Source organism: Amycolatopsis alkalitolerans (genome assembly GCF_006152065.1).
Lineage (GTDB): Bacteria > Actinomycetota > Actinomycetes > Mycobacteriales > Pseudonocardiaceae > Amycolatopsis_E > Amycolatopsis_E alkalitolerans.
Window position 1 is genome coordinate 68,654 of the sequence record NZ_VDFW01000007.1, and the last position, 22,764, is coordinate 91,417.

Here is a 22,764-nt window from a genome sequence, read left to right on the forward strand (position 1 = left end):
TCTCCCGGTGCTCCAGCCGCCAGTGCCGCCGACGTTAGAACACCGGGAGAATCCGGACATCAGGGAAAAACCCGGGTGTGTGGCCCCTCACCGCAACAGGTTCCGCACCAGGCCGCGCACCCAGCCGGGTTCCATGGGCTCGGTGGTGAACAGCGCGCGGTAGTACAGCGGGCTGAGCAACGCGTCTGCCGCGGTCTGGACGCCGGGCGCCTTCCCGCCACGGGAGCGCTCGCGCTCGAGCATCGCGTCGAGTTGGGCGTGGCGGTCGCCGACGCAGGCGCAGCCACCTTCGGCGGCCGAGCCGAGCGTGGCGCGCATCAGTGCGACGGTGTCCGGGTCGGACAGGTCGGTGCTCACGTCGATCGCCCAGCGTTCGAGGTCCTCGCGGAGGCTGCCCGAGTCCGGCACGACGATGTCGCCGCTGAACCGGCTCGTCGCGACCTCGCTGAGCAGTTCCGCGAGCGAGCCCCAGCGGCGGTACACCGTCGTCGGATGCACGCCGGCGCGGGCGGCGATGAGCGGCAGCGTCACGGCTTCGGCCGGGTTCTCGGACAGGAGTTCCTCGACCGCATGGTGGACGGCCGCGCGGACCCGCGCGGAGCGGCCGCCCGGCCTGGTGCTGGTAGTGCTGGGCATGAGGTTATTATCGCACCGATCGCTGCGTTTGCGCTAAGCTAGCTCCAAACGCATCGATCGTTGCCTTTGAGGAGTGGTCTTGTCCGAGCCAGTACTCGCCGCGACGCTGGGGGAGCCGGCCGCGGTGCGCAGACGCCTGCCGCATGCGGTCAGCTTCGTGGCCATCGCGGCGATCTTCGTCATGTTCATGGCCGCCTCCAGCGCGCCGTCCCCGCTCTACATCGTCTACCAGCAGGCTTGGCATTTCTCCGCCACGACCCTCACCGCCGTGTTCGCGGTGTACGTGCTCGGGCTCATCGCGTCGCTCCTCGTGCTGGGCGCGCTTTCCGACCACATCGGGCGACGGCCCGTGCTCGCTTCGGCGGTCGCCCTGGAAGCGGTCGCCCTGGTCCTGTTCTTCGTCGCCGGAGACGTTTCGGTGCTCTTCCTCGCCCGGCTCGTGCAGGGCGTCGCGACCGGCGCGGCGACGACGACCCTGGCAGCGGCGCTCGTCGATCTGAACCCACCGCACCGGCCGGGCCGGGCCGGTGTGGTCAACGGGGTCGCGCCGGTCGGCGGGCTCGCGGTGGGCGCGCTGGGCTGCGGCGCGCTCGTCGAGTTCGCGCCCGCGCCGACCCACCTGGTGTTCGCCCTGCTGCTGGCCGGCATGGTGCTCGCGGGCCTGATCGTCGTAACCATGCCCGAGACCTCCGCGCGCCGTCCCGGCGGTATCCGCTCGCTCGTGCCGCGGCTGGGCGTACCCGCCCGGTTGCGCCCGGACTTCTTCGCGCTGATCCCGATCATGGTGGCGAGCTGGTCGCTCGGCGGGCTCTACCTGTCGCTCGGGCCGTCGGTGGCGGCCGGGGTGTTCGGCCTGACGAACCATTTCGTCGGCGGGCTCGTGGTGACGCTGCTGTGCGCGACGGGTGCGCTGACCACGTTCGTACTCCGGAGCCGCCCGGCCGGGCAGGTCCTGCGCGCGGCGGCGCCGCTGCTGGTGGCCGGACTCGTCCTCACGCTGGCCGCGATGGCCACGGGTTCGATCGCGCTCGGGATCGTGGGCACGATCGTGGCCGGGATCGGGTTCGGCGCGGCGGCGCTGGCGATTTTCGGGACCATGGGGCGGATTTCGGCGCCCTCGGAGCGCGGTGAGCTGTTCGCCGTGGCGTATGTGGTCTCGTACCTGGCGTTCAGCGTGCCCGCCGTCGCGGCCGGCCTCGCGGCGACTAGCTTCGGCCTCCGCCCGACCGCGATCGTCTACGCGGGCGTGCTGGTCCTCGTCGCCGCGGCGGCTTCGGTGATCGGGCAGGTGCGGGCGCGCCGTTGACGTCGCGCCCTCAGCGCTCGACTCGCCCGACCCCGCCCGCGATGATCGCGCTCGCCTCGTCTTCGTCGTCGTGCTGGTGGTCGGGATCGTCGGGATGCCAGTCGGTCACCGGGCAGACGCCGGGCGGAACCAGCACGGTCCCGCCGAAGAAACGCTCGATTTCCTCGATGGGGCGCGGGTAACCGTTCTCGCTGACGGTCTTGTTGTAGACCTGGGCGGCCTCGGTCTGGAGCTCACGCACCCGTGAACTCGGCGCGCTCCTGCCGTGGCTGATGGCGAGATGGCTGCCCGGCGCGAGCCGGTCCACGTAGCCGCGGACGAGCCGAGCGGTCTGCTCGGTGTCCGGGAGGAAGTGCAGCACCGCGATCATCAGCAGCCCGACCGGCTCGCCGAAGTCGAGCAGCCGCCCCACCTGAGGATGCGCGAAGATCTCGCCGGGCTCGCGCAGGTCGCCGAGCACGCAGGTGACGTCCGGATCGTCCGCGAGGATCGACGTGCTCACGTCCACGGTGTCCGGCTCGTAGTCGACGTACACCACGCGCGCGCCGGGCGCGACCTCGTGGACGTTGCCGGAGCTGGGATATCCCGACCCCAGATCGAGGAACTGCCGGACGCCCTGGCCCGCGAGGTACCGCACGGCCCGCTGCAGGAACTGCCGGTTGTACCGCATGGTGCGGGACGCCAGCGGGAACGCGCGCTGGCTGGCGATCGCCGCCTCGGCGTCGACCTGCTGGCTGTACTTCCCGCCGAGGAACCATTCGTAGACACCGGCCGCGGTCGCCCGCGTTCGGACCGGGCGGGGACCTTCGTTGGTGGTGGACATCCGCGGCCACCTTTCACTGGGGGATGCGCGGTTTCATCATGGCACCCGGTTCGGCGCCGCGAGCGGTCACCGGATGATTCTCGCGTGCGCGCCGGTACCGCTGCGGGCTCAGGCCGTACTCGCGTTTGAACGCGGTGCTGAGCGCGAACGCGCTGCCGTACCCGACCTGGTGCGCGATGGCGCCGACCGTCGCATCGGGACGCTGGCGGAGCAGGTCCGCCGCGAGCGCGAGCCGCCATCCGGCGAGGAACGCCATCGGCGGCTGACCGATCGCGGTCGCGAAGCGCCGCGCGAGCGTCGCGCGGGAGACCCCGGTCCGTGAGGCGAGGGAGGTGACCGTCCACGGCTCCGCCGGGGCGCTCTGCAGCAACCGCAACGCCCGGCCCGCCACCGGATCGTGATGCGCCCGGTACCACGCGGGCGCGTCGCCCTCGCGGCGGGCGAACCACGTGCGCAGCACCGAGATGAGCAAGAGGTCGAGCAACCGGTCGAGCATCGGCTCCTGGCCGGGCTCGTCGCGGCCGATCTCGTCGGCCAGCAGGCCGACCAGTGGGCTGTTCCAGTCCTCGTCGCGCAGCACCAGTACCGGGGGCAGCGCTTCGAGCAGCCGGCGGCTGATCTCGCCCGGCATCGGGTACGTGCCGGTCAGCAGCACGGTCGGGCCGTCGGGCGCGTCGCCCCACGTTCGTGACGATGAGCCTCAACGTGCCGCTCAACAACGCGCTCGACGCGGGTGGCGCGGATTTCGCCGCCGTCCGCGCGCGGTTCGAGACCGCGTGGGTGCGGTGGAACAACGTCCGCACGGTGCTTTCGCTCGCGGGGTTCGGGTGCCTCGTGTGGTCGCTGGTCGTGCACGTGCGGAGTTGACACCGGGATCCATTCATCTATTGTGCTAGTTACCTAGATGAATGGAGGACTCGGTGATCGAGTTCCATCTCGACACGCGGTCGGGCGTATCGCCGTACCTGCAGCTCGTCCGCCAGGTGCGCCAGGCGCTGCGGCTGGGGGTGCTGCGCGAGGGAGATCAGCTCCCGACGGTCAAGGAGGTGGTCGCGCGCGTCGCGATCAACCCGAACACGGTGCTGAAGGCCTACCGAGAGCTCGAGCACGAGGGCCTGGTCGCCGCCCGGCCCGGAGTCGGCACGTTCGTGACGCGGACGTTGAGCGACGCCTCGCTCGCCGCGCACGGCCCGCTGCGCCACGAGTTGCGCCGGTGGCTGGCCAAGGCGCGCCGCGCCGGGCTCGACGACGAAAGCATCGAAGCCCTCTTCCTGACGACCTTTCGGGCCGGCGCCCAGGAGGACATAGCATGACGAGTGCACTCGAAACCCAGGCGCTGGGCAAGCGGTACGGCCGCCACTGGGCGCTGTCCGGCTGCACGCTGGACATCCCGGCCGGGCGCGTCGCCGGGCTCGTCGGGCCGAACGGGGCCGGCAAGTCGACCCTGCTCAACCTCGCCGCGGGCCAGCTGTCGCCCACCGAGGGCAGCCTGCAGGTGCTCGGCGAGCGCCCGGCTCCCGGCTCGGCGAAGATCGGCTTCGTCGCCCAGGACACCCCGACCTACGGCGGGCTGACCGTCGGCGAGCACCTGCGGCTCGGCGCCAGGCTCAACCCGCGATGGGACGCCGCCGCCGCGCGGGCGCGGATCGAACGGCTCGGCCTGGACCCCGGTCAGCGGGCGGGAAGGCTGTCCGGCGGCCAGCGCGCTCAACTGGCGCTGACCCTCGGCATCGGCAAGCGGCCCGAGCTGCTGCTGCTCGACGAACCGGTCGCCGCCGTGGATCCCTTGGCGCGCAGGGAGTTCCTGCAGGGACTGATGGAGGCGGCCGCCGAATACGAGCTGAGCGTCGTACTGTCCTCGCATCTGGTGACCGACCTGGAACGCATCTGCGACTACCTCGTCGTGCTCGTCGACTCGCGTGTGCGGATCGCCGGGGACGTCGACGACCTGCTCGCCACCCATCGCCTGCTCACCGGGCCGCGCCGCGATCCGGACGCGTTGCCAGCCGGCCAGCAGGTCGTGTCCGCGAGCCACACCGACCGGCAGAGCACGCTGCTCGTCCGCACCGGAGAACCCATCCTTGATCCACAGTGGACGGTCGAGCCGGTCGGGCTGGAGGACCTCGTCCTCGCCTACATGAGCGCACCGCCCGCCCGTCCCGCGCTGGAGGTCCTGAAATGATCTGGCTGACCTGGCGCCAGTTCCGCCTGCAGGCATTCGTCGTGTTCGGGGGCGTCGCCGCGCTGGTGGCCGCCCTCGCGATCACCGGGCCCGGCCTGGCGGAGCTGTACCACTCGGGTCTGGCCGCGTGCCAGGCGCACGGTAGCTGCTCGGCGTTCACCACCGAGTTCTGGCGCGGCCATCAGGGCGTCTTCTTCGGGCTCGCGATCGTCACGATGGTGGTACCGGGCCTGCTCGGGCTGTTCTGGGGCGCGCCCCTCATCGCGCGCGAACTGGAAACCGGGACGCACCGGCTGGTGTGGAACCAGAGCGTGACCCGGACCCGCTGGCTCGCGGTCAAACTCGGGCTCGCCGGGCTTTCCGCGATGATCGCCGCCGGGATCGTCAGTGCCGCCGTGACCTGGTGGTCCGATCCGATCCAGCAGACCAGCGCCGAGTCCCCGAGACTTTCCCCGGTGCTGTTCGCCGCGCGGGACCTCACGCCCGTCGGGTACGCCGCGTTCGCCTTCGCGCTCGGAGCGGTGACCGGGATGCTGGTGCGGCGCACGATTCCCGCGATGGCCGTGACACTCGCCGTGTTCGTCGGCATCCAGCTCGCGATGCCGTTGTGGATCCGGCCGCATCTGATGCCGCCGGTGCAGACCACCGTGGACATCACGGCGGAGAACCTGCACGGTATCGGCGGCGGCCCGGCCGGCATGACGAGCCTGGACGTGGCCACCGATCAGGCGGGCGCGTGGATCCTGTCCAGCGTGACGGTCGACCGCTCGGGGCAGGTGGTGCGGACGCTGCCCTCGTGGATCGACGACTGCATGGGACCGCCGCGGCAGGAGTCCGGAGTCGCCCAGGCACAGCGGGCCTGCTTCTCCCGGCTCGCCGATTCCGGCTACCGGCAGCGGATCAGCTACCAGCCCGACAGCCGTTTCTGGCTCTTCCAGTGGCTCGAGACGGGGGTGTTCCTGGTGCTCACCGCCGGACTGTGCGGGTTCGGGTTCTGGTGGATCCGCCGGCGGTTGTCGTGACGCACCGCCCTGGCCCCCGCGCCGGGGCCAGGGCGGCGGGGCGGGTCACGAACCGGTGAGCGCCGCCTCGTCCAGGCCGAACACCTCAATCGCGTTGTCCTGGTAGAACTGCTTGAGCTCCGCGGGGGTCAACGGCAGCGCGTCCTGCATGCGGACCTCGTCGGGGACGTACTCGTAGGGGTAGTCCATCGCGTACATCACGCGGTCCGCGCCGACCACTTCACGGGCGTACATGATGGTCGGTGCCCACGGCATCCCGCTCGTGGTCAGCCAGATGTTGCGCCGGAAGTACTCGCTGATCTTCAGCTCCAGCGGCTTGATCGCCTCGTACCGCTTCGCCTTCACCTGCCCGGCGTGCATGTAGTCGAGGCGGTACAGCCAGTACGGCAGCGCCTCGCCCAGATGCCCGACCACGAGCTTGAGCCGCGGGAACCGGTCGAACACCCCGGCGGTGATCATCCGCAGCAGGTGCATCGCGGTCTCCACGCCGAAGCCGAAGATCGCCCCGTCGAGGCCCGCCTCGTAGAGCGGTTTGATCATGTCGTTGTTCGGCGTGTTCGGGTGCAGGTACACCGGCACGCCGAGGGATTCCGCCGCTTCCAGGATCGGGAAGAACCGCGGCTCGTCGAGGTAGTGGCCCCTGATATGCGAGTTGCAGATCAAACCCTTGAGCCCCAGGGACGACACCGCGCGTTCGAGCTCCTTCACCGCGGCCGGGACATCGCCGAACCCGACGGCCGCCAGGCCGGAGAACCGGGACGGGTACGTGCGGGAGGCCTCGGCGATCCGGTCGTTGGTGATGGCGGCGATCTCGCGCGCTTCGTCGTCGCCGAGCACCTGCGTGCCGGGCGAGGTCAGCGCCAGCACCGCGTGGTCGATCCCCGCCGCGTCCATTTCGGACAAGCGTTTCTCGCCCGCGTCCTGCAGGCGATCGCGGACGAAGCGCGGGCGCTCGGCGTCGCTGGTCAGGTAGTGGCCCATCAGGCTCGAGAAACCGATGTCTTCGGTGGTCTCCAGTGCCGTGACGAACGCCTCGATCAGCTCGGGCGGGGCGTAGGCCTCCTCAGTGGCGATCCGCAGATAGCCGGCCTGGCCGCCCGTCGTCAAGGGTTCCGTCATACTCGTCCTTTCTGTCCATAGTGGAAATTCCGCGGCGGAAGGAGACCAGCGCCACGGCGGTGATCGCCGCGACGCTCGTCGCCACCACCATCACCACGAACACCACCGAGGTCGCGCCGTGGGTCCAGTCGAGTAGCCAGCCGATGAGATACGGGCCGAGGATGCCGCCGACGCGGCCGACGCCGAACATCATCCCGGTGCCCGTACTGCGCAGGTGTGCCGGATAGGTCTGCGCGGACAGGGTGTCCAAAACGGACTGCCCGCCGATGATGCCGAACCCGGCGAACCCGGTGAAGACGAGCTGGACGGCCGCGCCGGTGCTCACCCCGACGACCACGACCGCGACGGCCGCGACGATCATCAGCACGACCAGGCCCCGTGCGAGATCGCCGCGGCGGCGGTCGCAGACGAAGGCCACGGCGACCCCGCCGACGATCCCCGCCAGCTGCATGATCGCCAGGAACGAGAACGAGGCGGCGAACCCGTTCCCGCGGCTTTCCATCACCGACGGCAGCCAGCCCGACAGTCCGTAGATGCAGAACAGGATCATGAACGCGCACACCCACAGCGCGATGCTCGTGCGCCGGTACCGTGACCCCACCACGGTCCCGATCATCTCCGCCGTCGACGCGCGTTCGCGCGGCCGCACGAACCGTTCGCCGGTGTAGCTCCGGGTGGGGTTGATCTTCCCGAGCGTCCTCGCGACGTCGTCGTGGCGCTCGCGCATCACCTGGTACTGAACGGATTCCGGTAGCAGCGGGAACAGGAGCGCGCCCAGCAGGAGCGGTGCCGCGCCGATCCAGTACAGCGAATGCCAGCCCCAGTGCGGGGTCACGTAGATGCCCACCAGCGCGGCGAAGAGGCCGCCGAGGCTGAGCCCGCCCACGGCGAACGCGACGACGCGGTTCGCCGAGCGCGCCGGGGCGAACTCGTTGATGTACGCGGTGCCCAGCGGCATGATCACGCCGAGGAAGATCCCGGTGAGAAAGCGCAACAGGATGAACGGCCCGAAGGCGTTCGCCAGGCTCGCCGTGAGCAGGCTCAGGAAGCCCGAGCCGAACAGGGCGCCGAGCAGCACCGGGCGGCGGCCGATGCGGTCGGCGACCGGACCGTGCGCCAGCGCGCCGATGAGGAAGCCGATCAGCCCGGAGGAGACCATGAGCCCGGTCGAGGCATGGCTGAGGCCCCACGGTTTCACGGTGTAGTGGATCACGTACGCGGCGTTGAGCGTGTCGTATCCGTCGAAGATCATCGCGAGCATGATGCTCACCACGAGGATCAGGTGGAAGCCGCCGAAGCGGGCGGTCCGCAGTTCTTCGATCGCGTCGATCGGCTGGGGTCGTGACACCGTCGTCTCCTGCCTCTGTCGAAGGCCTGGATCCGAGCGAATCACGGGTTTTGCCAGAGCGGAAGATTTGCACGGTACATTTCCGCTATGGCGAAATCGCGCCCGGGGCTCAGTTCGGTGGACAACGCGCTCCAGCTCGTCCGGTTGCTGGCCCAGCACCGCGCGCTGCGCCTGTCGGAGGTTTCGGACCTGCTCGGGGTCGCGCCCTCGACCGCGCACCGGTTGCTGAACTCCCTGCGCGCACAGGGTTTCGCGGAGCAGGAGACGCGCAACGGGCCGTACCGTCCCGGTCCGGTGCTGCGTGAGGTGGGGCTGGCCAGTGCCGGGATGGATGTGCGGCAGGTCGTGCGGCCGGCGCTCGAACGGCTCTCGGCGCGCACCGGCGAGACGGTGAGCCTCGGCGTGCTGGAAGGGCGGAACATCCGGTTCGTGGACGGGATCGAGGGCACCCAGACGGTCCGGGTCGGCAACCGGACCGGGGTGCTGATTCCCGCGCACTGTACGGCGGCGGGCAAGGCGATCATGGCCGTATTGTCCGAAGTGGAGTTCGAACGCCGGTTCGCCGGGCGCGGCCTGGAGCGCCGCACCCCCGAGTCGATCTCGGCCTGGCCGGAGCTGACCCGCGAACTGACCGCGATCCGCAAGGCGGGCTTCGCGATGAACGTCGAGGAGGGCGAGAAGGGCGTCAGCGCGGTCGGCGCCGCGGTGTGCGACGTGGTGGGCGCGCCGGTCGCCTCGATCAACGTGGTGCTGCCGTCGACCCGGATGCCGACGAAACGGGTCGGCCGCGAGCTCGCCGGCATGGTCCTCGACGCGGTCGCGGACGCGTCGGCGGCGCTTCGGGAGATCACGCGCTGAGCGCCGGCCGAGCGGCTCCACTTCGGACCGCATGTCATCATCGGGCCCATGCGCGACGCCCGAGAGCCGGAGCTCAACAGCGGAATCCTGCCCGGCAATGTGCACGCGGACGACTGGATCATGCTCGTGCTCGCGGTGATCTCCGTGGGCCTGCCCGCGTACCTGATGCTGAGCCCGACCCCGCATGAAGCCGCGATGTGGTTCTTCTACACCGACGCGGGCGTCTGCGTGGCGTTCCTCGGGGACTTCCTGTGGAGATGGCGCCGGCACGGCTGGCGGAAGCGCTTTCTCGCACGCAACTGGTACGAGCTGTTCGCGATGGTCCCCGTCGCGCATCCGGTGCTGCTCGGCGGGCACCGGTTCGTCGTCGTGGTGCTGCTGCTCGTGCGGATCGGCCGGGCCGTCGACCGCGCGCTGGGGGAGCAGTTCACCTACCGCCTCGTCGACAAGCTGTCCGACCCGATCGTGCGCGCGGTCAAGAAGCCGGTGACCATCGCGGTCCTCGACGAGGTGGTCAAGGTCCTGGAGACCGGCAACTACCCGGAGAACCTCGCGCGCTCGCTCGACGCGCACCGTGAGGAGCTGCGCGCGATCATCACCGAGAAGGTGTCGCAGGACCGGCAGCTCGGGCGGCTGCGGCGGGTGCCGTTCCACGGCGAGATGGTGCGCGGCGTCGTGGACACGTCGTTCCGGGTCGTGCTGGAGGTGCTGCTGGATCCGCGTATCGACGAGTTCTTCTCGACCGTCGTCCGCGAGAACAGGGAACAGATCCGGCGCGCGGTGGAGCTGGGGCTGAACGAGCTGGAGGAGAGCGAGCTGGAGGAGCGGCTTCGCGTGCGGACCCAGCGTTCGGCCGTCAAGGAGTTCGACCGGCGCCATCGCCGGTGAGCACGGCCCACACCGTCTTCCCGCCGCCCGGCCGCGCACGGCTGCCCCACACCTCGGCCAGCCGCCCGACGAGCATGAGCCCGCGGCCACGGAGGTCCGTGACGCCCGATTCGCGCCGTTCGGGCGGCTCGTCGCTGGCGTCGTCGACCTCGACCAGCAGGCGGCCCCGCCCCGGCTCATAGGCGAGCCGGATCCCCAGGGCACCTCCGGCGTGGTCGTAGGCGTTGGTGACCAGTTCGGTCGCCACGAGCTGCGCGTCGGAGACGAAGCGCGGCGCCGCGCGCGGCAGGGTCTGTGCCGCCCACCGCCGCACCGCGACCAGGGGAGGCCGGTGGTCCGGTGTCAGGTCGAGCAGCAGTGACGGGGTTTCACTCATCGTTCCCAGCGCCGTCCAGTCGTGGCCGTCCTGGCTACCCCGTCCGGCGCCGGTCCAAACCCGGCCGTGCCCGGTGCCGCCCGGTGTCCACTTCGGACTCATGTCCGGCCCTCGCAGGCCGCCCCGCGGCGAAGATCACCACGACCAAGTTCCCCCGAACGAGGTCCTGACCCGCTGCGGACGGGACCGTCCTGTCGCGGCGATTCCGGTGGCGTTCGCCCACCGGGGACGGTTCGGGCAGTACCATCATCCGGTGGGGTTCCGCCCGCGCGCCGTCCGAGGGGGAGAGATGAGCTATCCAGGCCAGCAGCCACCGCAGTTCGGCGGGTACGGCGAGGGCCAGCCCGGGTACGGAGCTCCCCAGCAGCCCGGGTACGGGTCCGCGCAGCAGCCTGGTTACGGCGCTCCGCAGCAGCCGGGCTACGGTACGCCGCCGCAGTACGGCTACCCGGCCCCTCAGTACGGGTACGGGCAGCAGGGGCCCTGGGGTGCGCCGCCGGCGCGGAACAACATCCCGGCCGCCGTCGTGGTGATCCTCGGCGGTCTCGCCGGGGTGCTGCAGTTCTTCCTCGAATGGTTCAGCGACCAGGGGCGCGCCCTGACCGGCATGGACATCGCCAAGTTCGCCGGCCAGGCGAGCGATCTCGGCGCGTCCGAGGGCACGATCATCCAGATCGGCGTGTACCTGGTGCTGATCGGCGGCGGCGTGGCGATCCTCGGTGGCGCGGTCATGTTCGTCCCGGTGCGCAACCGCCGGATCACGGGCGCGCTGATGCTCGTGGTCTCGCTCGTGATGATCGCCGGCATGGTCTTCTGGCTCGCCAACGGCGAGCCGAATCCGGACAGCACCGGCCCCGGCTACTACTTCTTCCTCGGCGCCGGGGTCGTCAGCCTCATCGGCTCGATCATCGGGCTGATCAAGCGCTAGTCCACCAGCCCAGCGCCGGGCCGGGCTTCGCGGAACGCGGCGTGCGCGTAGAGCCGGCGGGCCATCTCGGCCGAGGTGCCGAGCAGATCGCGCGCGAACAGCATGCGTCCCGGGCCCTGCGGGGCGGCTGTGCGCGGGGTCCGCTTTTCCACATACGCCTCGTATTTGGCGCGCTGCGCCGCGGTCGCTGAATCGGTCGGGATCACCACGAGCCCCTGCGAGACGCGGGCCCGCTCGCCGTCGGGATGATGCGCCCGGAACATGCGGACCTGCGCCAGCTGGATCTCGGCGAAGTCCTCGGACTCCTCGGCCCGGATGACGCTGCTGGTCAGGAAGTTCATCCCGTGCTCGCCGGCCCACCGCGCCGAGCGCAGGCTCGCGCCGCCGTACCACAGGCGCCCGGCGAGCCCCGGCTGCCGTCGGGTAACGAACGGCGCGGTCACGATCTCGGCCGCGAGATTCTGGCAGGCGCGTCAGGTCCGGCGGCGGACGAGGTCCTTGCTCCGTTCCGGCAGCCCCTCGGCGGCGAGCAGGCGCGGCAGCAACTCGGGCTCGCGGGTGACCGCGCGGAAGGCCAGCGTCACCGTGACCTCGTGCGGGGGCCGGTGCACGATCTCGACCCGGTCCCCGGCCCGGATCTCGCCGGGCTCGATCACCCGCAGGTACGTGCCGGGCCGGCAGGCCGACACGAATTCCGCGATCCAGCCCTCGCGGCGCAGCCAGCCCTGGAAGGTGCCGCACGGGATGCGGGGACAGGACACCTCGAGTACGACCTCGCGCCCGATCCGCCATCGCTCGCCGATCAGGGCGCCGTTGACGTCCAGGCCGCCGGTCGTGAGGTTCTCGCCGAAGGTGCCGTTTCTCAGCTGCCGGCCCAGCTTGGCTTCCCAGTGGTCGAGGTCTTCGCGCGCGTAGGCGTAGACGGCCTGGTCGGGGCCGCCGTGATGCTTGACGTCGTGGGCGCGGTCCCCGGCGAGGCCCACCTCGCCGGTACCGGTCGTGGCGGGGGCGTGTACGGCCACCGGACCCCTGACGGGCCGCTTGTCGATCCCGGTGGTGCGCACCCGCTTCCACGGGTTCGCCCTGGGCTTCCCGACGTTGACCGACAGCACCTCCATGCCTTCACCGTACGGCTTCGGCGGGCACCCGATCAGACTCCCAGGCCGCCGTTACCCGAGCAGCTCCGGCCGCTGCCATTCCTTTCCGAGGACGTGGCTCGCCAGGAAGGCCAGCACGGTCTGGTACCACACCTTCGCGTGGTTGGGCGTGAGCACCCAGTGGTTCTCGTCCGGGAAGTAGAGGAACTTGTGCGGGCTCGAGCCGTCCTCGGCGGCCGAACGCGACACCAGGTCCCACCACAGCCGCAGGCCCTCGCCGATCGGGACGCGGTAGTCCTTGTCGCCGTGGATGACGAGCATCGGGGTGCTGATCCGGTGCGCGGACAGGTGCGGCGAATTGCGCGACGATGCTTCCGGGCTCAGCTCGCGGCCCCACCAGAACGCGCCGTCGGTCGTCCCGCCCATCTGATCCAGCGCCCACAGGGAAGCGTGCGTGACGATCGCCTTGAAGCGGTCCGTGTGGCCGGCCACCCAGTTCGCCAGGTAGCCGCCGAACGAACCACCCATCGCGGCCGTGCGGTGCTCGTCGATGTCCGGCCGCTCGATCGCCGTGTCGGTGATCGACATGAGGTCCGTGTACGGCGCCGCGCCCCAGTCACCCCAGCCGCGCTGGATGAAGTCCAGACCGTACCCCACCGAGATCGCCGGATCCGGCAGCAGCACGGCATACCCCTGCGCCACCGCGAGCCATGGGTTCCACCGCCACTGCCAGGCGTTCCACGAACCCAGCGGGCCACCGTGAATCCACAGCAGCAGCGGCGCAGGCGCCTCGGCGCTCGCGGACCGCGGAAGCGCCAGCCACGCGCGCACCCGCGCGCCGTCGGACGCCGTCGTGACGACCTCTTCCACCCGGCCGGGCACCTCGACCGCCGGTCCGGGACCGGGCAGCGCTTCGGCGGCGCTGCCGTCGATCGCCACCCGGTACGGCGCGGGCGGGCTGTCCACAAAGGACCGCAACGCGTAGACCCACCGCCCGTCGGGGGAGATCCGCACATCGCTGTACGCGCCGGACACGGTCAGCCTCGTCACGGCACCGGTGCTCGCGTCGACCCGCCAAAGCGGCGCGTGCCCGAGGTCGTCCGCGACGACCACCAGCGCGCTGCCATCCGGTGTCCACTCCGGACCGTGTGGCCACCGGTCCCACGACTCGGTCAGCGCGCGTGGCTCGCCGCCGCCGGCCGGCAGCACCGCCAGCCAGCTGTCACCGATCTTCGACGCCGTGGGGCGCTCGTGCACGACGACCGCGATCCGGCTGCCGTCAGGCGAGAAGCGCGGCTCGCTGTATTCGTGGTCGGCGTCTTCGGCGAGCACGCGCCGCTCGCCGGTCCCGACGTCGATCGTGGCGAGCGTGTCACGCTGGGAACCGCCGGGCTCGGCCACCGTCCACGCCGCGACGATCGTGCGCCCGTCCGGTGAAACGTCCCAAGTGGACTCGAAATCGAGCGCGCGGCCGATGTGCCCGGTGACGTCCCGCAACTGTTCGCCGGGCAGGCCCGCGAGCAGCCGGGTGCGGCCCGAGCCGAGATCGTGGTCCCAGTACCGGATCGGGTACTCCTCGTGCAGGATCGCCGAGACCGCGGCCTCCTTCCGCTGCTCGCGCAGCCGCTCGTCGTGCTCGGCATCCGCGGCCGAGGGCAGCATCGGCGAACCCGCCACCACCACGCCCGCCTCACGTGCGACGACCACGCCGGCCACCCCGCCGGGCGGCGACGCGATCACCTCCGGGTCCCCGCCGCCGGCCGGCATCCGCCACAGCGACGCCGCCCCGTCCCCGTCCCCCTCCGCGTCCGCCGCCGGGCGCGAAGAGACGAACAGCAGATCGCCGCCGGGGGTGAACACGGCGCCCGATTCGCCCTGTTTGCTGCGGGTCAGCCGCCGGGCCGGGCGCTCGCCCGCCGGGTCGACCTCCCACAGGCCGGGTACCCATTTGGTCTTCTTCGCGTCGAGCGTGGACACGCCCACGACAAGGCGGCGCCCGTCCGGTGAGAGGGCGAGGCCGGCGGCGCGGGGGATGGCGACGTAGCCGTCGAGGTCGGCGAACGGAGAGTCGGTGGTCACCAAACCTTCCTACCACCCGGGTGTGACATCGGTCCGCGCGTTTTCCCATGATTCGAGGCTGCGAAGCGTGGCGCGGCTAGCCTCTGGACGTGGTCGACCTGAACCGGCATCGCTACGGAAACGCCGACGCGCCCATCACGGTCGTCGAGTACGGGGACTTCGAATGCCCGTACTGCGCCGCCGCGGCGCCCGTGCTGCGCGAGCTCGGCGACACCTCCGAAGGCCGCGTGCGGCTGATCTTCCGGCATTTCCCCCTGTTCCAGAAGCACCCCTTCGCGCTCACCGCGGCCCTGGCCGCCGAAGCGAGCGGTGAGCGCTTCTGGCCCATGCACGACCTCTTGTTCGCCCACCAGGACCGGCTCACCGACGCCGACCTCGCCGGGTACGCCGCCCGGCTCGGCGTGACGGGCGCGGTGGGTGACGCGGCGCAGGCGTTCCGGCCGGGCGTAGAGGCCGACTACGCGGCGGGCGGGGAGGACGGGGTCCGCGGCACACCGACGCTTTTCGTCGACGGCCGCCTTTACACCGGGCTGGTCGAGCTCGCCGCGTTGCGTTCGGCGCTCGGGCTGGGCCGCTGAGTCACGCCGCCGTCGGGTCGCGCCACGGACCGGACGGCAGCGGCGGCGGGCCCTCGGTGGTTTCGAGCGAGCACAGCGGCAGACGTTCGCCGAGGTACCGCAGCAGGAGCGAACCGAGCACGGCCGCGACGAGCGATCCCGCCAGCACGCCGATCTTCGCGTCGGCGCGCAGGCTCTCGTCGTCGAACGCGAGGTCGGTCAGGAACAGCGAGATGGTGAACCCGATCCCGGCTAGCACCGCGCCGCCGATCAGGTGCCCGTACCGGACCCGGCCCGGCAGCTCCCCGAGTCCCGTGCGCAGGGTCAGGCCGGCCAGCACCGAGATGCCGATCGTGTCCCCGGCGATCAGCGCGACGAACACGCCGAGCGTCACACCCGAGGTCAGCGCGCCGTGCAGGACCTGCCAGTCCAGCCGCACCCCGGCGTTCGCCATACCGAACAGGGGCACCACGAACAGCGCGCTGAACGGGTGCACCGCGTTCTGCAGCCTGTCCCCGGCCGGGACGGTGGCACGCACCGCGGCCGAGGCCAGCCGGGCGCGGACCGGATCGGCGTGCTCGATGACCGCGCGCCCGTAGAACCGGAGCCGCTCGTGGGCGTGGGTGTCGCGCTGGACCACCGGCACGAGCAGCCCGACCAGCACACCCGCGAGCGTCGGATGCACCCCGGAGGCGTAGACGGCGAACCACAGCGCGAGCCCGGTCGCCACATACGGACCGAGCTGCCATACCCCCGCCCGCCGCAGCAGCACGAGCACCACGACGAGCAGGATCGCGACCGCCAGTGCCACGAGCGACACCTGCGCGGTGTAGAAGACGGCCATGACGGTGATCGTGCCGATGTCGTCGACGATGGAAAGGGCGAGCAGGAACAGGCGCAGCTGGTCCGGGCAGCGAGGGCCGAACAGCGCGAGGATCCCGATCACGAACGCGGTGTCGGTGGACATCGGGATGGCCCAGCCCGCCGCCGCGGGCCCGCTGGGGGAGAACGAGAAGTACAGCAGCGCCGGCACCGCCATCCCGCCGAGCGCGCCGAACGCGGGCACGACGACGGTCCGGCGGTCGCGGAGCGAGCCCACCGTGACCTCGCGGCTGATCTCCAGGCCGATGGTGAGGAAGAAGACCGACATCAGCAGGTCGTTGAGCCAGTGCCGCAGATCGAGCACCATTTCCCAGGAGCCGACGCGGACCATCGTCTCGGTCGTCCAGAACGCTTCGTAGCCGGCGCCGGGGATGTTCGCCCACAGCAGGCCGGCGATGGTGCACCCGAGGAGCACCGCGGCGCTGCTGGACTCTTCCGCGAGGAAGCGCTTGAGCCGCGGGGAGAAGTACGGCAGTGGCGCCGACGCGATCCCGCGGCTGCCGGGCCGTGGCGGTAGCGGCGTGCCGGCGCCCATCACCTGCCTCCTAGCCGATCGCCGGACAGCCTTTCACATGGTCGTCGACCACCCCCACGGCCTGCAGGTAGGAGTAGACGATCGTGGTGCCGGTGAAGGTGAACCCGCGCCGTTTGAGGTCCTTCGAGACGCGGTCCGACAGTTCGGTGCTCGCCGGGAGAGCCGCACCCGGGCGGCGGCGGTTGACGACCGGGCTGCCGTCCACCCATTTCCACAGGTACGCGTCGAAACTGCCCCATTCGTCGCGGGCGGCGAGGAAGGCCCGCGCGTTCTTGACCGTCGAAGCGACCTTGAGCCGGTTGCGGACGATGCCGGGTTCGGCCATCAGCTCGTCGAGTTTCTCCTGGTCGTAGCGCGCGATCCGGGTGAAGTCGAACCCGTCGAGCGCGCGCCGGTAGTTCTCCCGCTTGTTCAGCACGGTCGACCACGACAGCCCCGCCTGCGCACCCTCCAGGAGCAGGAGTTCGAACAGGTACGCGTCGTCGTGGGACGGGCGGCCCCATTCGGTGTCGTGATAGGTGATCATCAGCTCCGAGCCCATGGCCCAGGCGCAGCGGGTCACGCGGGTTCCTCTCGTGCGGCGGTCACCCCCGACCTTAACGGTCTTCCAGCGGCACGGTGATCCAGAGGATCAGGTAGATCAGGAACTGGGGACCCGGCAGCAGGCAGGAGAGCACGAACAGCAGCCTTACCGTGCCGGGCCGCCAGCCCAGCCACTCGGCGAGACCGCCGCAGACACCGCCGATCATCCGGTGGGACCGGGACCTGGTCAGCCGTTTCGGGTTCGTCATGGGTCCACGATGTCGTGGCAGGCGCCGCGGCGCATCGGGAACTCCCCGGATCCGGACCCGGAATCCCGGCTCAGGTGACCAGCAGGTCGAGCAGGTGCCCGCGGTCCGGCCCCGGCAGCGGGCGCGGCGGCTGGGCCTGGTTCGCGATCCGTTCGGCGATCGCGGGCCTGCGCACCACTTCCTGCGGTAACGCCAGGCACAGGACGGTTTCCAGCGCGGCGCGGAACACGTCGGGATCGTAGGCCGCGGCCATGAACAGCTTGTCTACAATGGAGGGTTCTTGGGCCGGGGCCCGGCCGTCGCGCACCGCTTCCATCGCGGAGATCCTGGCCCGGTCGGCGCGGATCTGGTTCCAGTAGAACGGAGCCACCAGCCGTTCGGTCGTCGCGTCCCAGGCCTGGGCGAACTCGAACGGGTCATCGAGGTGGTCGCGGACCGTGTCGCGCAGGAGTTGCCCGTGCAGCAGGCCGACGCTCAGTCCCCGTCCCGCGGTCGGGTTCGTGCACGCCCAGGCATCGCCGAGCGCCGCGTAGCCCGTCGCGACCGGGAGCCCGTCGACGGTGAAGCGGTGGTACCGGTCCAGGATCCCGCCCAGCGGCATGATGCCGGTGACCGGGGTGCCGTCCAGCCAGTGCGCGTAGAGCGGGCAGGCCTGCACCACGCGGCGGAAGCACTCTTCGTGCCGGAGCGCCTTCATCGCCTTGTCGTGACTGGACGCCCACAGCGTGACCGACCAGGTGTCGTTGTCGCCCATCAGGGTCAGCAGCGAGAACGTGCCGAACGGCCCGAGTGGCCCGGCGAGTGCCTTGGGCCGCTCGGGACCGGTGAAGTACCTGCTGTAGTACATGAACCCGACGTCCGAGGCGTCCACGACCGGGGGCCGGGCGCCCAACGCGGCGAGCAGGTCGCGGCTGGGGGAGCGGCGGCCCATCGCGTCGACCACGAGGTCGCCGCGCAGTTCCTCGCCCGCGGCCGTCCGCACCCCGGCGACGTGCGGGATGCCCTCGCGGGCCTCGGGTCCGGGCAGGAAGGCGGCGACGCGGACACCGCGGCGCACGGTCACGTGCGGCTCCTCCTCCGCGACGGCCGCGAACACGGCCTCGAGCACGGGTCTCCGGCCGGTCACGAACCGGAACTTCTCGTCGCCGGGCCGTGCCGAGCGGTCGGCGATCATGGGCGGCATGCCGGCGAGCGCGTCGACCCTGGCGCAGCCAGCCTCGACGAGCCGGCCGGTCAGCCCGGGTATTTCCTCGTCGGCGATGATCCGGAACCGGGAGAACAGGTTATGCGGCTGCCGGAATTGCGCGACCCCTTTTCGCTGCCAGCTCTCCCAGGCCGTGACCGGGGTTTCCGGGGCGGGCTGCGGATCGCTTTCCAGCACGGTGACCACATGCCCGCTCCTGGCCAGGATGACCGAGGTCAGCAGGCCTATCGGGCCTCCGCCGCAGACAATGATCGACGCCATCGCAGCCTCCCCGTGAGAATGGCTGGGAAAGCTCGATGGTCTCACCCGCGGCGGTTCCGGTCCACATTTACATCGAATTTCCCGGTCGCCGCGAAGGTCGTTCATTCTCAACCGGGAACCAATTCGGGGAATCACGGTCCGGCCGCCCGGTGCGCGGATGCCCGGTTCCCGACGAAAGCCGGGCATCGTGAGGTGGTTCGGTCCAAAGCATTGACCGGCGACAATGGTCTAGTCCATATTACGGGGAAGCGCAGCTCCCGTTCCGAGGAGGACACGTGCATCGCCGGAAACTCGCCTCGATACTCGCCGCCGCGACGGTCGCCGCCGGCACCGCCCTCACCCTCGTCACCCACGCCGGCGCCGCCGCCGGTGCGACGGCGGCCCTGAGCAACAACTGGTACGCGTCGGCCCCCTACCTCATGCCCCAGAGCAACAACCCGCCCGATCCCGCCGCCGTGATGGCCGCGACCGGGCAGAAGGCCTTCCAGCTCGCCTTCATCCTCGCTCCCGACGGCGGTGGCTGCTCGCCCACCTGGGACGGGACCTCCGCGGTCTCCGCCGACACCACCGTCGCGGGGGTGATCGGCAAGATCCGCGGCGCGGGCGGGGACGTCTCGGTCTCCGTCGGCGGGTACGGCGGGACGAAACTCGGCCAGACCTGCTCGGGCGCCTCCGGAACCGCCGCCGCCTACCAGCAGGTGATCGACAAGTACGGCCTGCACGCGATCGACTTCGACCTCGAAGAGCCCGAGTACGAGAACGACGCCGCGATCGGCAACGAACTCGGCGCCGCGCAGATCCTGCAGCGCGACAACCCCGGGCTGTTCGTGTCGGTGACCATGCCCGGCACCTCGGCCGGCACCGGCTGGTTCGGCACCCAGTTGCTGGACAAGTCGAAGAGCCTCGGCTTCACCCCGGACAACTTCTCGATCATGCCCTTCGACGGCGGGTTTGACGGCGCTTCGAGCCAGACCTCCGCGCTGGAGGCGTTCCACTCGCTGCTGATGAGCCACCTCGGCTGGGACAGCGCGGCCGCCTACGCGCACGAGGGCTTCTCCGGGATGAACGGCAAGAGCGACGCGGCCGAGTACTTCTACCAGGCCGATTTCCAGACCGTGCTCGACTACGCGACGAGCCACCACCTGGGCCGGTTCACGTTCTGGCCGGTCAACCGCGACCGCGCCTGCACCACGACCACCGACAACGGCGTGTGCAGCAACGTTTCCCAGAGTGACTGGGACTTCACGAAGTTCACCGCCAAGTTCGCCGGTGCCACGCCGCCCACCACCACCACCACGACCACGACGCCCGCGGGCAGTTGCGCGGTCGCGGCGTGGAGTGCCACCACGGCGTACAACGGCGGCGCCGTCGTTTCCTACGACGGACATGCGTGGACCGCGAAATGGTGGACCTACGGCGACATCCCGGGCGGCGGGGCCGGCGTCTGGATCGACAACGGCGCCTGCTAGGTGGTCTGGACAGCGGGGGCGGGTGGCCGTTCCAGGTGACGAAGCACGAGGACGCGGCGCCCAGTTCCAGCACCACGCGCCCGTTCGGCGGCGCCAACGGCATCGGGCTCGCGCAGGCCTGTCCGGACGTCTCGTCACTGGCTTCGGCCTACCGCAAGGTGATCAGCACCTAGCAGTTGTCCAAAGTGGATTTCGACATCGAGGACGGCGCGCTCGGTGACATCGCGGCCAGCACGCGACGCGCCCAGGCGATCGCCCAGTTGCAGAAGCAGCGGGATCTCGACGTGTCGTTCACCCTGTCCGTGCGGTTGGACGCGGTGAACGTCATGGCGATGGACTACGGCGACGGCGCCGCACCGAGCCCGTCAGGCCGGATGGGCCCTGGCCGGCCATGTGGTCGGCGGCCCGCGACCAGCAGCCGCTCGATTTCACGAAGGGCCCGGAGACGGAGCGGTTACGCTGGCGGGATGAAGGCCGCGGAACTGAAGAGGACCTGCCTGGGCCTGCCCGGGGCACGTGAGGAGTTCCCCTTCGACGAAGGCACCAGCGTGTTCAAGGTGGCGGGCAAGATGTTCGCGCTCAGCGCGTTGCGCGGCACCCCGCTGCGGGTGAGCCTCAAATGCGAGCCGGACCTCGCCGTGCAGTTGCGGCAGGAGTACCCGGCCATCACCGCCGGGTACCACCTCAGCAAACGGCACTGGAACACCGTGCTGCTCGACGGTTCGGTTCCCGGCCGGCTGGTCCGCGAAATGATCGAGGACTCCTACGATCTCGTGGTCGCGAAGCTTCCCCGCCGGGAACAGGAAAAGCTGAACTGGATCGCACTCGCCCGGGAATGATCTTCGTCGGCCGGTTCATGGCGCGAAACTCCGGCGAAGTTCCCCCGATTTCCACTTTTCTCACCTTATCGTGCAGCCCGAGTCGACAAGTTGACCTCATTCCGTGTTTGGTTTGGAGGCAGGGTTGCGCTATCGGGTGCTGCGGCCGCCGTACTGTTACCGCTGGGCGATCTTGCTGAGCGCGCTGGTGGTGGCGATCGCGGCGATGGTCTCGGCCTTCAGCTCCGCCGACGGCGCGCCGGCGCAGGCCCCGGCTCCCGCGGCGAAGGCGGTCGCGACCACCCCGGACGGACTCGTGCGCGAGACCGCGCGCGAGGGCAAGTTCGTCGCGCTCACCTTCGACGACGGCCCCGACCCGGTGTACACCCCGCAGATCCTCGACGCGCTGTCGCGGGCCGGTGCGGTGGCGACTTTCTGTATGGTCGGCACGAACGTCGCCCGCCATCCGGATCTGGTACGCGCGGTGCTCTCGCGCGGGATGCGGTTGTGCGACCACACCCTGAGCCACGACGAGGACCTGAGCAAGCGCAGCGAGCAGCGGGTCACCGCCGAGATCGCCGGCTGCTGGTCGGACCTGCAGGTCGCGGCCGGCGCCGACGTGCCCGTGCCCTACTTCCGGGCGCCGGGCGGGATCTGGTCGGACCCGGTGCGCCAGATCGCGGCGCGGCAGGGGATGAAAGCGCTTTCCTGGAGCGTCGACGCGCGTGACTGGGCCCTGCCCGGAACCGCGAAAATCGTCGAGACGGTGCGGCAGTCGGTCCGGCCGGGCGCGGTGATCCTCCTGCACGACGGCGGCGGCAAGCGAACCCAGACCGTCGAGGCCCTCAACCAGTTGCTGCCGTGGCTCGTCGCACAGGGGTACCAGTTCGACTGGCCGGGCTAGGCGTGGGGCGTGTAACAGCCCGCCTGGGCACGGCGACTACCTGGCACACGGGGAACATGCCGGTTTTTGCGGCGGTGGCTACCCGTCTCGCCTCGCGCTCGGACTCCCCCTCGGAGCGTCGCGGCGGGCGAGTGCTCCCGTGCGCGGGCTCCCTTGTCCCCCCGCGCCGGGAGTCACTTGCCGCGCATCCAGCTGTCCAGCACCATCAGCGTCTTGGTACTCGTCACCCGGTGGCTCGCGCGGATCTCGTCGACCAGCTTCTGCAGGTGCGCCATGTCCCGCACGCGCAGCCACACGAGCGCGTCCGGGTCACCGGCGATCGTGAACACCGCCTGGGTCTCGGGCATGCGCGTGGTCGTCTGCAGGATCTCGGCGACGTTCGTCGTGCCGAAGAACCGGATCTCGGTGAAGGCCTCGATGCCCCAGCCGAGTTTCGCGTGATCGACCTGCACGGTGAACCCCGTGATCACCCCGGTCTCCCGCAACCGGTCGATCCGCCGTTTCACGGCCGCCGTCGACAGCGTGACGCGCCCCGCGATGTCGGCGAGCGTGCGGCGGCCGTCCTCGCGCAGGAGGTTCAGGATCTCGTGATCCGTCGCGTCCAGGGGTTCTGCCATGCGCGCATCGTACGCAAAGAACCGACCGGCAAGCAGGCTCGCGGCTCCCGAATCTTGCGTCTTC

The 22,764-nt window shown here is 70.7% G+C and carries 25 protein-coding genes and 2 pseudogenes; 13 read left to right on the plus strand and 14 right to left on the minus strand.

The genetic code is table 11. From position 1 onward, the window contains the following. Positions 1-87: 87 nt before the first annotated feature. The gene (locus FG385_RS10800; RefSeq protein ID WP_139096526.1) at positions 88-636 is read right to left on the minus strand and encodes a TetR/AcrR family transcriptional regulator; all 549 of its coding nucleotides are present in this window, start codon (positions 634-636) and stop codon (positions 88-90) included. 79 nt (positions 637-715) lie between these two features. Between FG385_RS10800 and FG385_RS10805 the strand changes: the two genes are divergently transcribed. Further along, positions 716-1,942 carry an MFS transporter gene (locus FG385_RS10805; RefSeq protein ID WP_235022504.1) on the plus strand — a complete coding sequence of 409 codons (1,227 nt, stop codon included), beginning with the start codon at positions 716-718 and terminating at the stop codon, positions 1,940-1,942. Positions 1,943-1,952: 10 nt separating this feature from the next. Here FG385_RS10805 and FG385_RS10810 read toward each other — a convergent pair whose 3' ends face one another. After that, on the minus strand, positions 1,953-2,765 hold the full coding sequence (locus tag FG385_RS10810) for an SAM-dependent methyltransferase (protein ID WP_139096527.1): 813 nt from the start codon (positions 2,763-2,765) through the stop codon (positions 1,953-1,955). 13 nt (positions 2,766-2,778) lie between these two features. Next, positions 2,779-3,453, minus strand: a pseudogene (locus tag FG385_RS10815) (cupin domain-containing protein); the annotation flags it as partial. Between the two features lie 5 nt (positions 3,454-3,458). Between FG385_RS10815 and FG385_RS10820 the strand changes: the two are divergent. The 4 genes from FG385_RS10820 to FG385_RS10835 are packed head-to-tail and all read left to right on the plus strand — an operon-like array spanning position 3,459 to position 5,969. Further along, on the plus strand, positions 3,459-3,632 hold the full coding sequence (locus FG385_RS10820; RefSeq protein WP_139096528.1) for an anthrone oxygenase family protein: 174 nt from the start codon (positions 3,459-3,461) through the stop codon (positions 3,630-3,632). Positions 3,633-3,685: 53 nt separating this feature from the next. Then, complete coding sequence (locus FG385_RS10825) at positions 3,686-4,078, plus strand: GntR family transcriptional regulator (protein ID WP_139096664.1); 393 nt, start codon at positions 3,686-3,688, stop codon at positions 4,076-4,078. Further along, entirely contained in the window at positions 4,075-4,947 is an 873-nt protein-coding gene (locus FG385_RS10830; RefSeq protein WP_139096529.1) for an ABC transporter ATP-binding protein, read from the plus strand. Before FG385_RS10825 ends, FG385_RS10830 begins: the two co-directional genes overlap by 4 nt. Next, entirely contained in the window at positions 4,944-5,969 is a 1,026-nt protein-coding gene (locus FG385_RS10835; protein WP_139096530.1) for an ABC-2 transporter permease, read from the plus strand. Before FG385_RS10830 ends, FG385_RS10835 begins: the two co-directional genes overlap by 4 nt. Before the next feature lie 45 nt (positions 5,970-6,014). Here FG385_RS10835 and FG385_RS10840 read toward each other — a convergent pair whose 3' ends face one another. After that, entirely contained in the window at positions 6,015-7,088 is a 1,074-nt protein-coding gene (locus FG385_RS10840; protein WP_139096531.1) for an amidohydrolase family protein, read from the minus strand. Further along, a complete protein-coding gene (locus tag FG385_RS10845) occupies positions 7,033-8,436 on the minus strand; it encodes an MFS transporter (protein ID WP_139096532.1) in 1,404 nt (467 codons plus the stop codon). Before FG385_RS10845 ends, FG385_RS10840 begins: the two co-directional genes overlap by 56 nt. Before the next feature lie 87 nt (positions 8,437-8,523). Here FG385_RS10845 and FG385_RS10850 point away from each other — a divergent pair, with 87 nt between their 5' ends. Both FG385_RS10850 and FG385_RS10855 read left to right on the plus strand, forming a co-directional pair. Further along, a complete protein-coding gene (locus FG385_RS10850) occupies positions 8,524-9,294 on the plus strand; it encodes an IclR family transcriptional regulator (RefSeq protein WP_139096533.1) in 771 nt (256 codons plus the stop codon). A 48-nt stretch (positions 9,295-9,342) separates the two neighbouring features. Continuing rightward, positions 9,343-10,182 (plus strand): ion transporter, encoded by an 840-nt coding sequence (locus FG385_RS10855; protein ID WP_139096534.1) that lies wholly within the window; start codon positions 9,343-9,345, stop codon positions 10,180-10,182. On the opposite strand, the gene FG385_RS10860 is transcribed toward FG385_RS10855, so the two are convergent. After that, a complete protein-coding gene (locus FG385_RS10860) occupies positions 10,151-10,660 on the minus strand; it encodes an ATP-binding protein (RefSeq protein WP_235022506.1) in 510 nt (169 codons plus the stop codon). The two genes, FG385_RS10855 and FG385_RS10860, sit on opposite strands and share 32 nt — an antisense overlap. Before the next feature lie 187 nt (positions 10,661-10,847). On the opposite strand from FG385_RS10860, the gene FG385_RS34785 reads away from it, so the two are divergent. Then, on the plus strand, positions 10,848-11,486 hold the full coding sequence (locus tag FG385_RS34785) for a hypothetical protein (RefSeq protein ID WP_139096535.1): 639 nt from the start codon (positions 10,848-10,850) through the stop codon (positions 11,484-11,486). 26 nt (positions 11,487-11,512) lie between these two features. Here the strand turns inward: FG385_RS34785 and FG385_RS10870 are convergent. From FG385_RS10870 to FG385_RS10880, 3 genes and pseudogenes are all read right to left on the minus strand, one after another. Next, positions 11,513-11,914 (minus strand): annotated as a pseudogene (locus tag FG385_RS10870) (LLM class flavin-dependent oxidoreductase); the annotation flags it as partial. Positions 11,915-11,959: 45 nt separating this feature from the next. After that, complete coding sequence (locus FG385_RS10875; RefSeq protein ID WP_139096537.1) at positions 11,960-12,604, minus strand: MOSC domain-containing protein; 645 nt, start codon at positions 12,602-12,604, stop codon at positions 11,960-11,962. A 51-nt stretch (positions 12,605-12,655) separates the two neighbouring features. Next, positions 12,656-14,662 (minus strand): S9 family peptidase, encoded by a 2,007-nt coding sequence (locus tag FG385_RS10880; protein WP_139096538.1) that lies wholly within the window; start codon positions 14,660-14,662, stop codon positions 12,656-12,658. 89 nt (positions 14,663-14,751) lie between these two features. Between FG385_RS10880 and FG385_RS10885 the strand changes: the two genes are divergently transcribed. Beyond that, positions 14,752-15,240: a DsbA family protein gene (locus tag FG385_RS10885; protein WP_235022507.1), complete on the plus strand. Its 489-nt coding sequence runs from the start codon at positions 14,752-14,754 to the stop codon at positions 15,238-15,240. 1 nt (position 15,241) lies between these two features. Here FG385_RS10885 and nhaA read toward each other — a convergent pair whose 3' ends face one another. The 4 genes from nhaA to FG385_RS10905 all read right to left on the minus strand — a co-directional run bounded on the left by nhaA (position 15,242) and on the right by FG385_RS10905 (position 18,892). Further along, complete coding sequence (nhaA, locus tag FG385_RS10890) at positions 15,242-16,636, minus strand: Na+/H+ antiporter NhaA (protein WP_139096540.1); 1,395 nt, start codon at positions 16,634-16,636, stop codon at positions 15,242-15,244. A 10-nt stretch (positions 16,637-16,646) separates the two neighbouring features. Next, a complete protein-coding gene (locus FG385_RS10895; RefSeq protein ID WP_235022508.1) occupies positions 16,647-17,198 on the minus strand; it encodes a DNA-3-methyladenine glycosylase I in 552 nt (183 codons plus the stop codon). Between the two features lie 34 nt (positions 17,199-17,232). Then, the gene (locus FG385_RS10900) at positions 17,233-17,427 is read right to left on the minus strand and encodes a PspC domain-containing protein (protein WP_139096541.1); all 195 of its coding nucleotides are present in this window, start codon (positions 17,425-17,427) and stop codon (positions 17,233-17,235) included. A gap of 70 nt (positions 17,428-17,497) precedes the next feature. Further along, a complete protein-coding gene (locus FG385_RS10905; protein ID WP_139096542.1) occupies positions 17,498-18,892 on the minus strand; it encodes an FAD-dependent oxidoreductase in 1,395 nt (464 codons plus the stop codon). Between the two features lie 275 nt (positions 18,893-19,167). On the opposite strand from FG385_RS10905, the gene FG385_RS10910 reads away from it, so the two are divergent. The 4 genes from FG385_RS10910 (at position 19,168) to FG385_RS10920 (ending at position 22,083) form a co-directional block, all read left to right on the plus strand. Beyond that, positions 19,168-20,361 carry a carbohydrate-binding protein gene (locus FG385_RS10910; RefSeq protein WP_139096543.1) on the plus strand — a complete coding sequence of 398 codons (1,194 nt, stop codon included), beginning with the start codon at positions 19,168-19,170 and terminating at the stop codon, positions 20,359-20,361. Between the two features lie 35 nt (positions 20,362-20,396). Further along, on the plus strand, positions 20,397-20,534 hold the full coding sequence (locus tag FG385_RS33860) for a hypothetical protein (RefSeq protein ID WP_160148766.1): 138 nt from the start codon (positions 20,397-20,399) through the stop codon (positions 20,532-20,534). A gap of 294 nt (positions 20,535-20,828) precedes the next feature. Beyond that, positions 20,829-21,200 (plus strand): MmcQ/YjbR family DNA-binding protein, encoded by a 372-nt coding sequence (locus FG385_RS10915; RefSeq protein WP_139096667.1) that lies wholly within the window; start codon positions 20,829-20,831, stop codon positions 21,198-21,200. A gap of 124 nt (positions 21,201-21,324) precedes the next feature. Further along, a complete protein-coding gene (locus tag FG385_RS10920; protein ID WP_139096544.1) occupies positions 21,325-22,083 on the plus strand; it encodes a polysaccharide deacetylase family protein in 759 nt (252 codons plus the stop codon). A 173-nt stretch (positions 22,084-22,256) separates the two neighbouring features. Here the strand turns inward: FG385_RS10920 and FG385_RS10925 are convergent, their stop codons facing one another. After that, positions 22,257-22,700 (minus strand): Lrp/AsnC family transcriptional regulator, encoded by a 444-nt coding sequence (locus tag FG385_RS10925; protein ID WP_139096545.1) that lies wholly within the window; start codon positions 22,698-22,700, stop codon positions 22,257-22,259. Positions 22,701-22,764: the final 64 nt, after the last annotated feature.

Excerpts from the sequence above, each read along its gene's own strand:
- FG385_RS10925 (WP_139096545.1), bottom strand. The coding sequence starts at position 22,700 with ATGGCAGAACCCCTGGACGCGACGGATCACGAGATCCTGAACCTCCTG.
- nhaA (WP_139096540.1), bottom strand. The coding sequence starts at position 16,636 with ATGGGCGCCGGCACGCCGCTACCGCCACGGCCCGGCAGCCGCGGGATC.
- FG385_RS10840 (WP_139096531.1), bottom strand. The coding sequence starts at position 7,088 with ATGACGGAACCCTTGACGACGGGCGGCCAGGCCGGCTATCTGCGGATC.
- FG385_RS10800 (WP_139096526.1), bottom strand. The coding sequence starts at position 636 with ATGCCCAGCACTACCAGCACCAGGCCGGGCGGCCGCTCCGCGCGGGTC.
- FG385_RS10830 (WP_139096529.1), top strand. The coding sequence starts at position 4,075 with ATGACGAGTGCACTCGAAACCCAGGCGCTGGGCAAGCGGTACGGCCGC.
- FG385_RS10915 (WP_139096667.1), top strand. The coding sequence starts at position 20,829 with ATGAAGGCCGCGGAACTGAAGAGGACCTGCCTGGGCCTGCCCGGGGCA.
- FG385_RS10900 (WP_139096541.1), bottom strand. The coding sequence starts at position 17,427 with ATGACGAACCCGAAACGGCTGACCAGGTCCCGGTCCCACCGGATGATC.
- FG385_RS34785 (WP_139096535.1), top strand. The coding sequence starts at position 10,848 with ATGAGCTATCCAGGCCAGCAGCCACCGCAGTTCGGCGGGTACGGCGAG.
- FG385_RS10835 (WP_139096530.1), top strand. The coding sequence starts at position 4,944 with ATGATCTGGCTGACCTGGCGCCAGTTCCGCCTGCAGGCATTCGTCGTG.
- FG385_RS10860 (WP_235022506.1), bottom strand. The coding sequence starts at position 10,660 with ATGAGTCCGAAGTGGACACCGGGCGGCACCGGGCACGGCCGGGTTTGG.
- FG385_RS10855 (WP_139096534.1), top strand. The coding sequence starts at position 9,343 with ATGCGCGACGCCCGAGAGCCGGAGCTCAACAGCGGAATCCTGCCCGGC.
- FG385_RS10810 (WP_139096527.1), bottom strand. The coding sequence starts at position 2,765 with ATGTCCACCACCAACGAAGGTCCCCGCCCGGTCCGAACGCGGGCGACC.
- FG385_RS10875 (WP_139096537.1), bottom strand. The coding sequence starts at position 12,604 with ATGGAGGTGCTGTCGGTCAACGTCGGGAAGCCCAGGGCGAACCCGTGG.
- FG385_RS10820 (WP_139096528.1), top strand. The coding sequence starts at position 3,459 with ATGAGCCTCAACGTGCCGCTCAACAACGCGCTCGACGCGGGTGGCGCG.
- FG385_RS10850 (WP_139096533.1), top strand. The coding sequence starts at position 8,524 with ATGGCGAAATCGCGCCCGGGGCTCAGTTCGGTGGACAACGCGCTCCAG.
- FG385_RS10905 (WP_139096542.1), bottom strand. The coding sequence starts at position 18,892 with ATGGCGTCGATCATTGTCTGCGGCGGAGGCCCGATAGGCCTGCTGACC.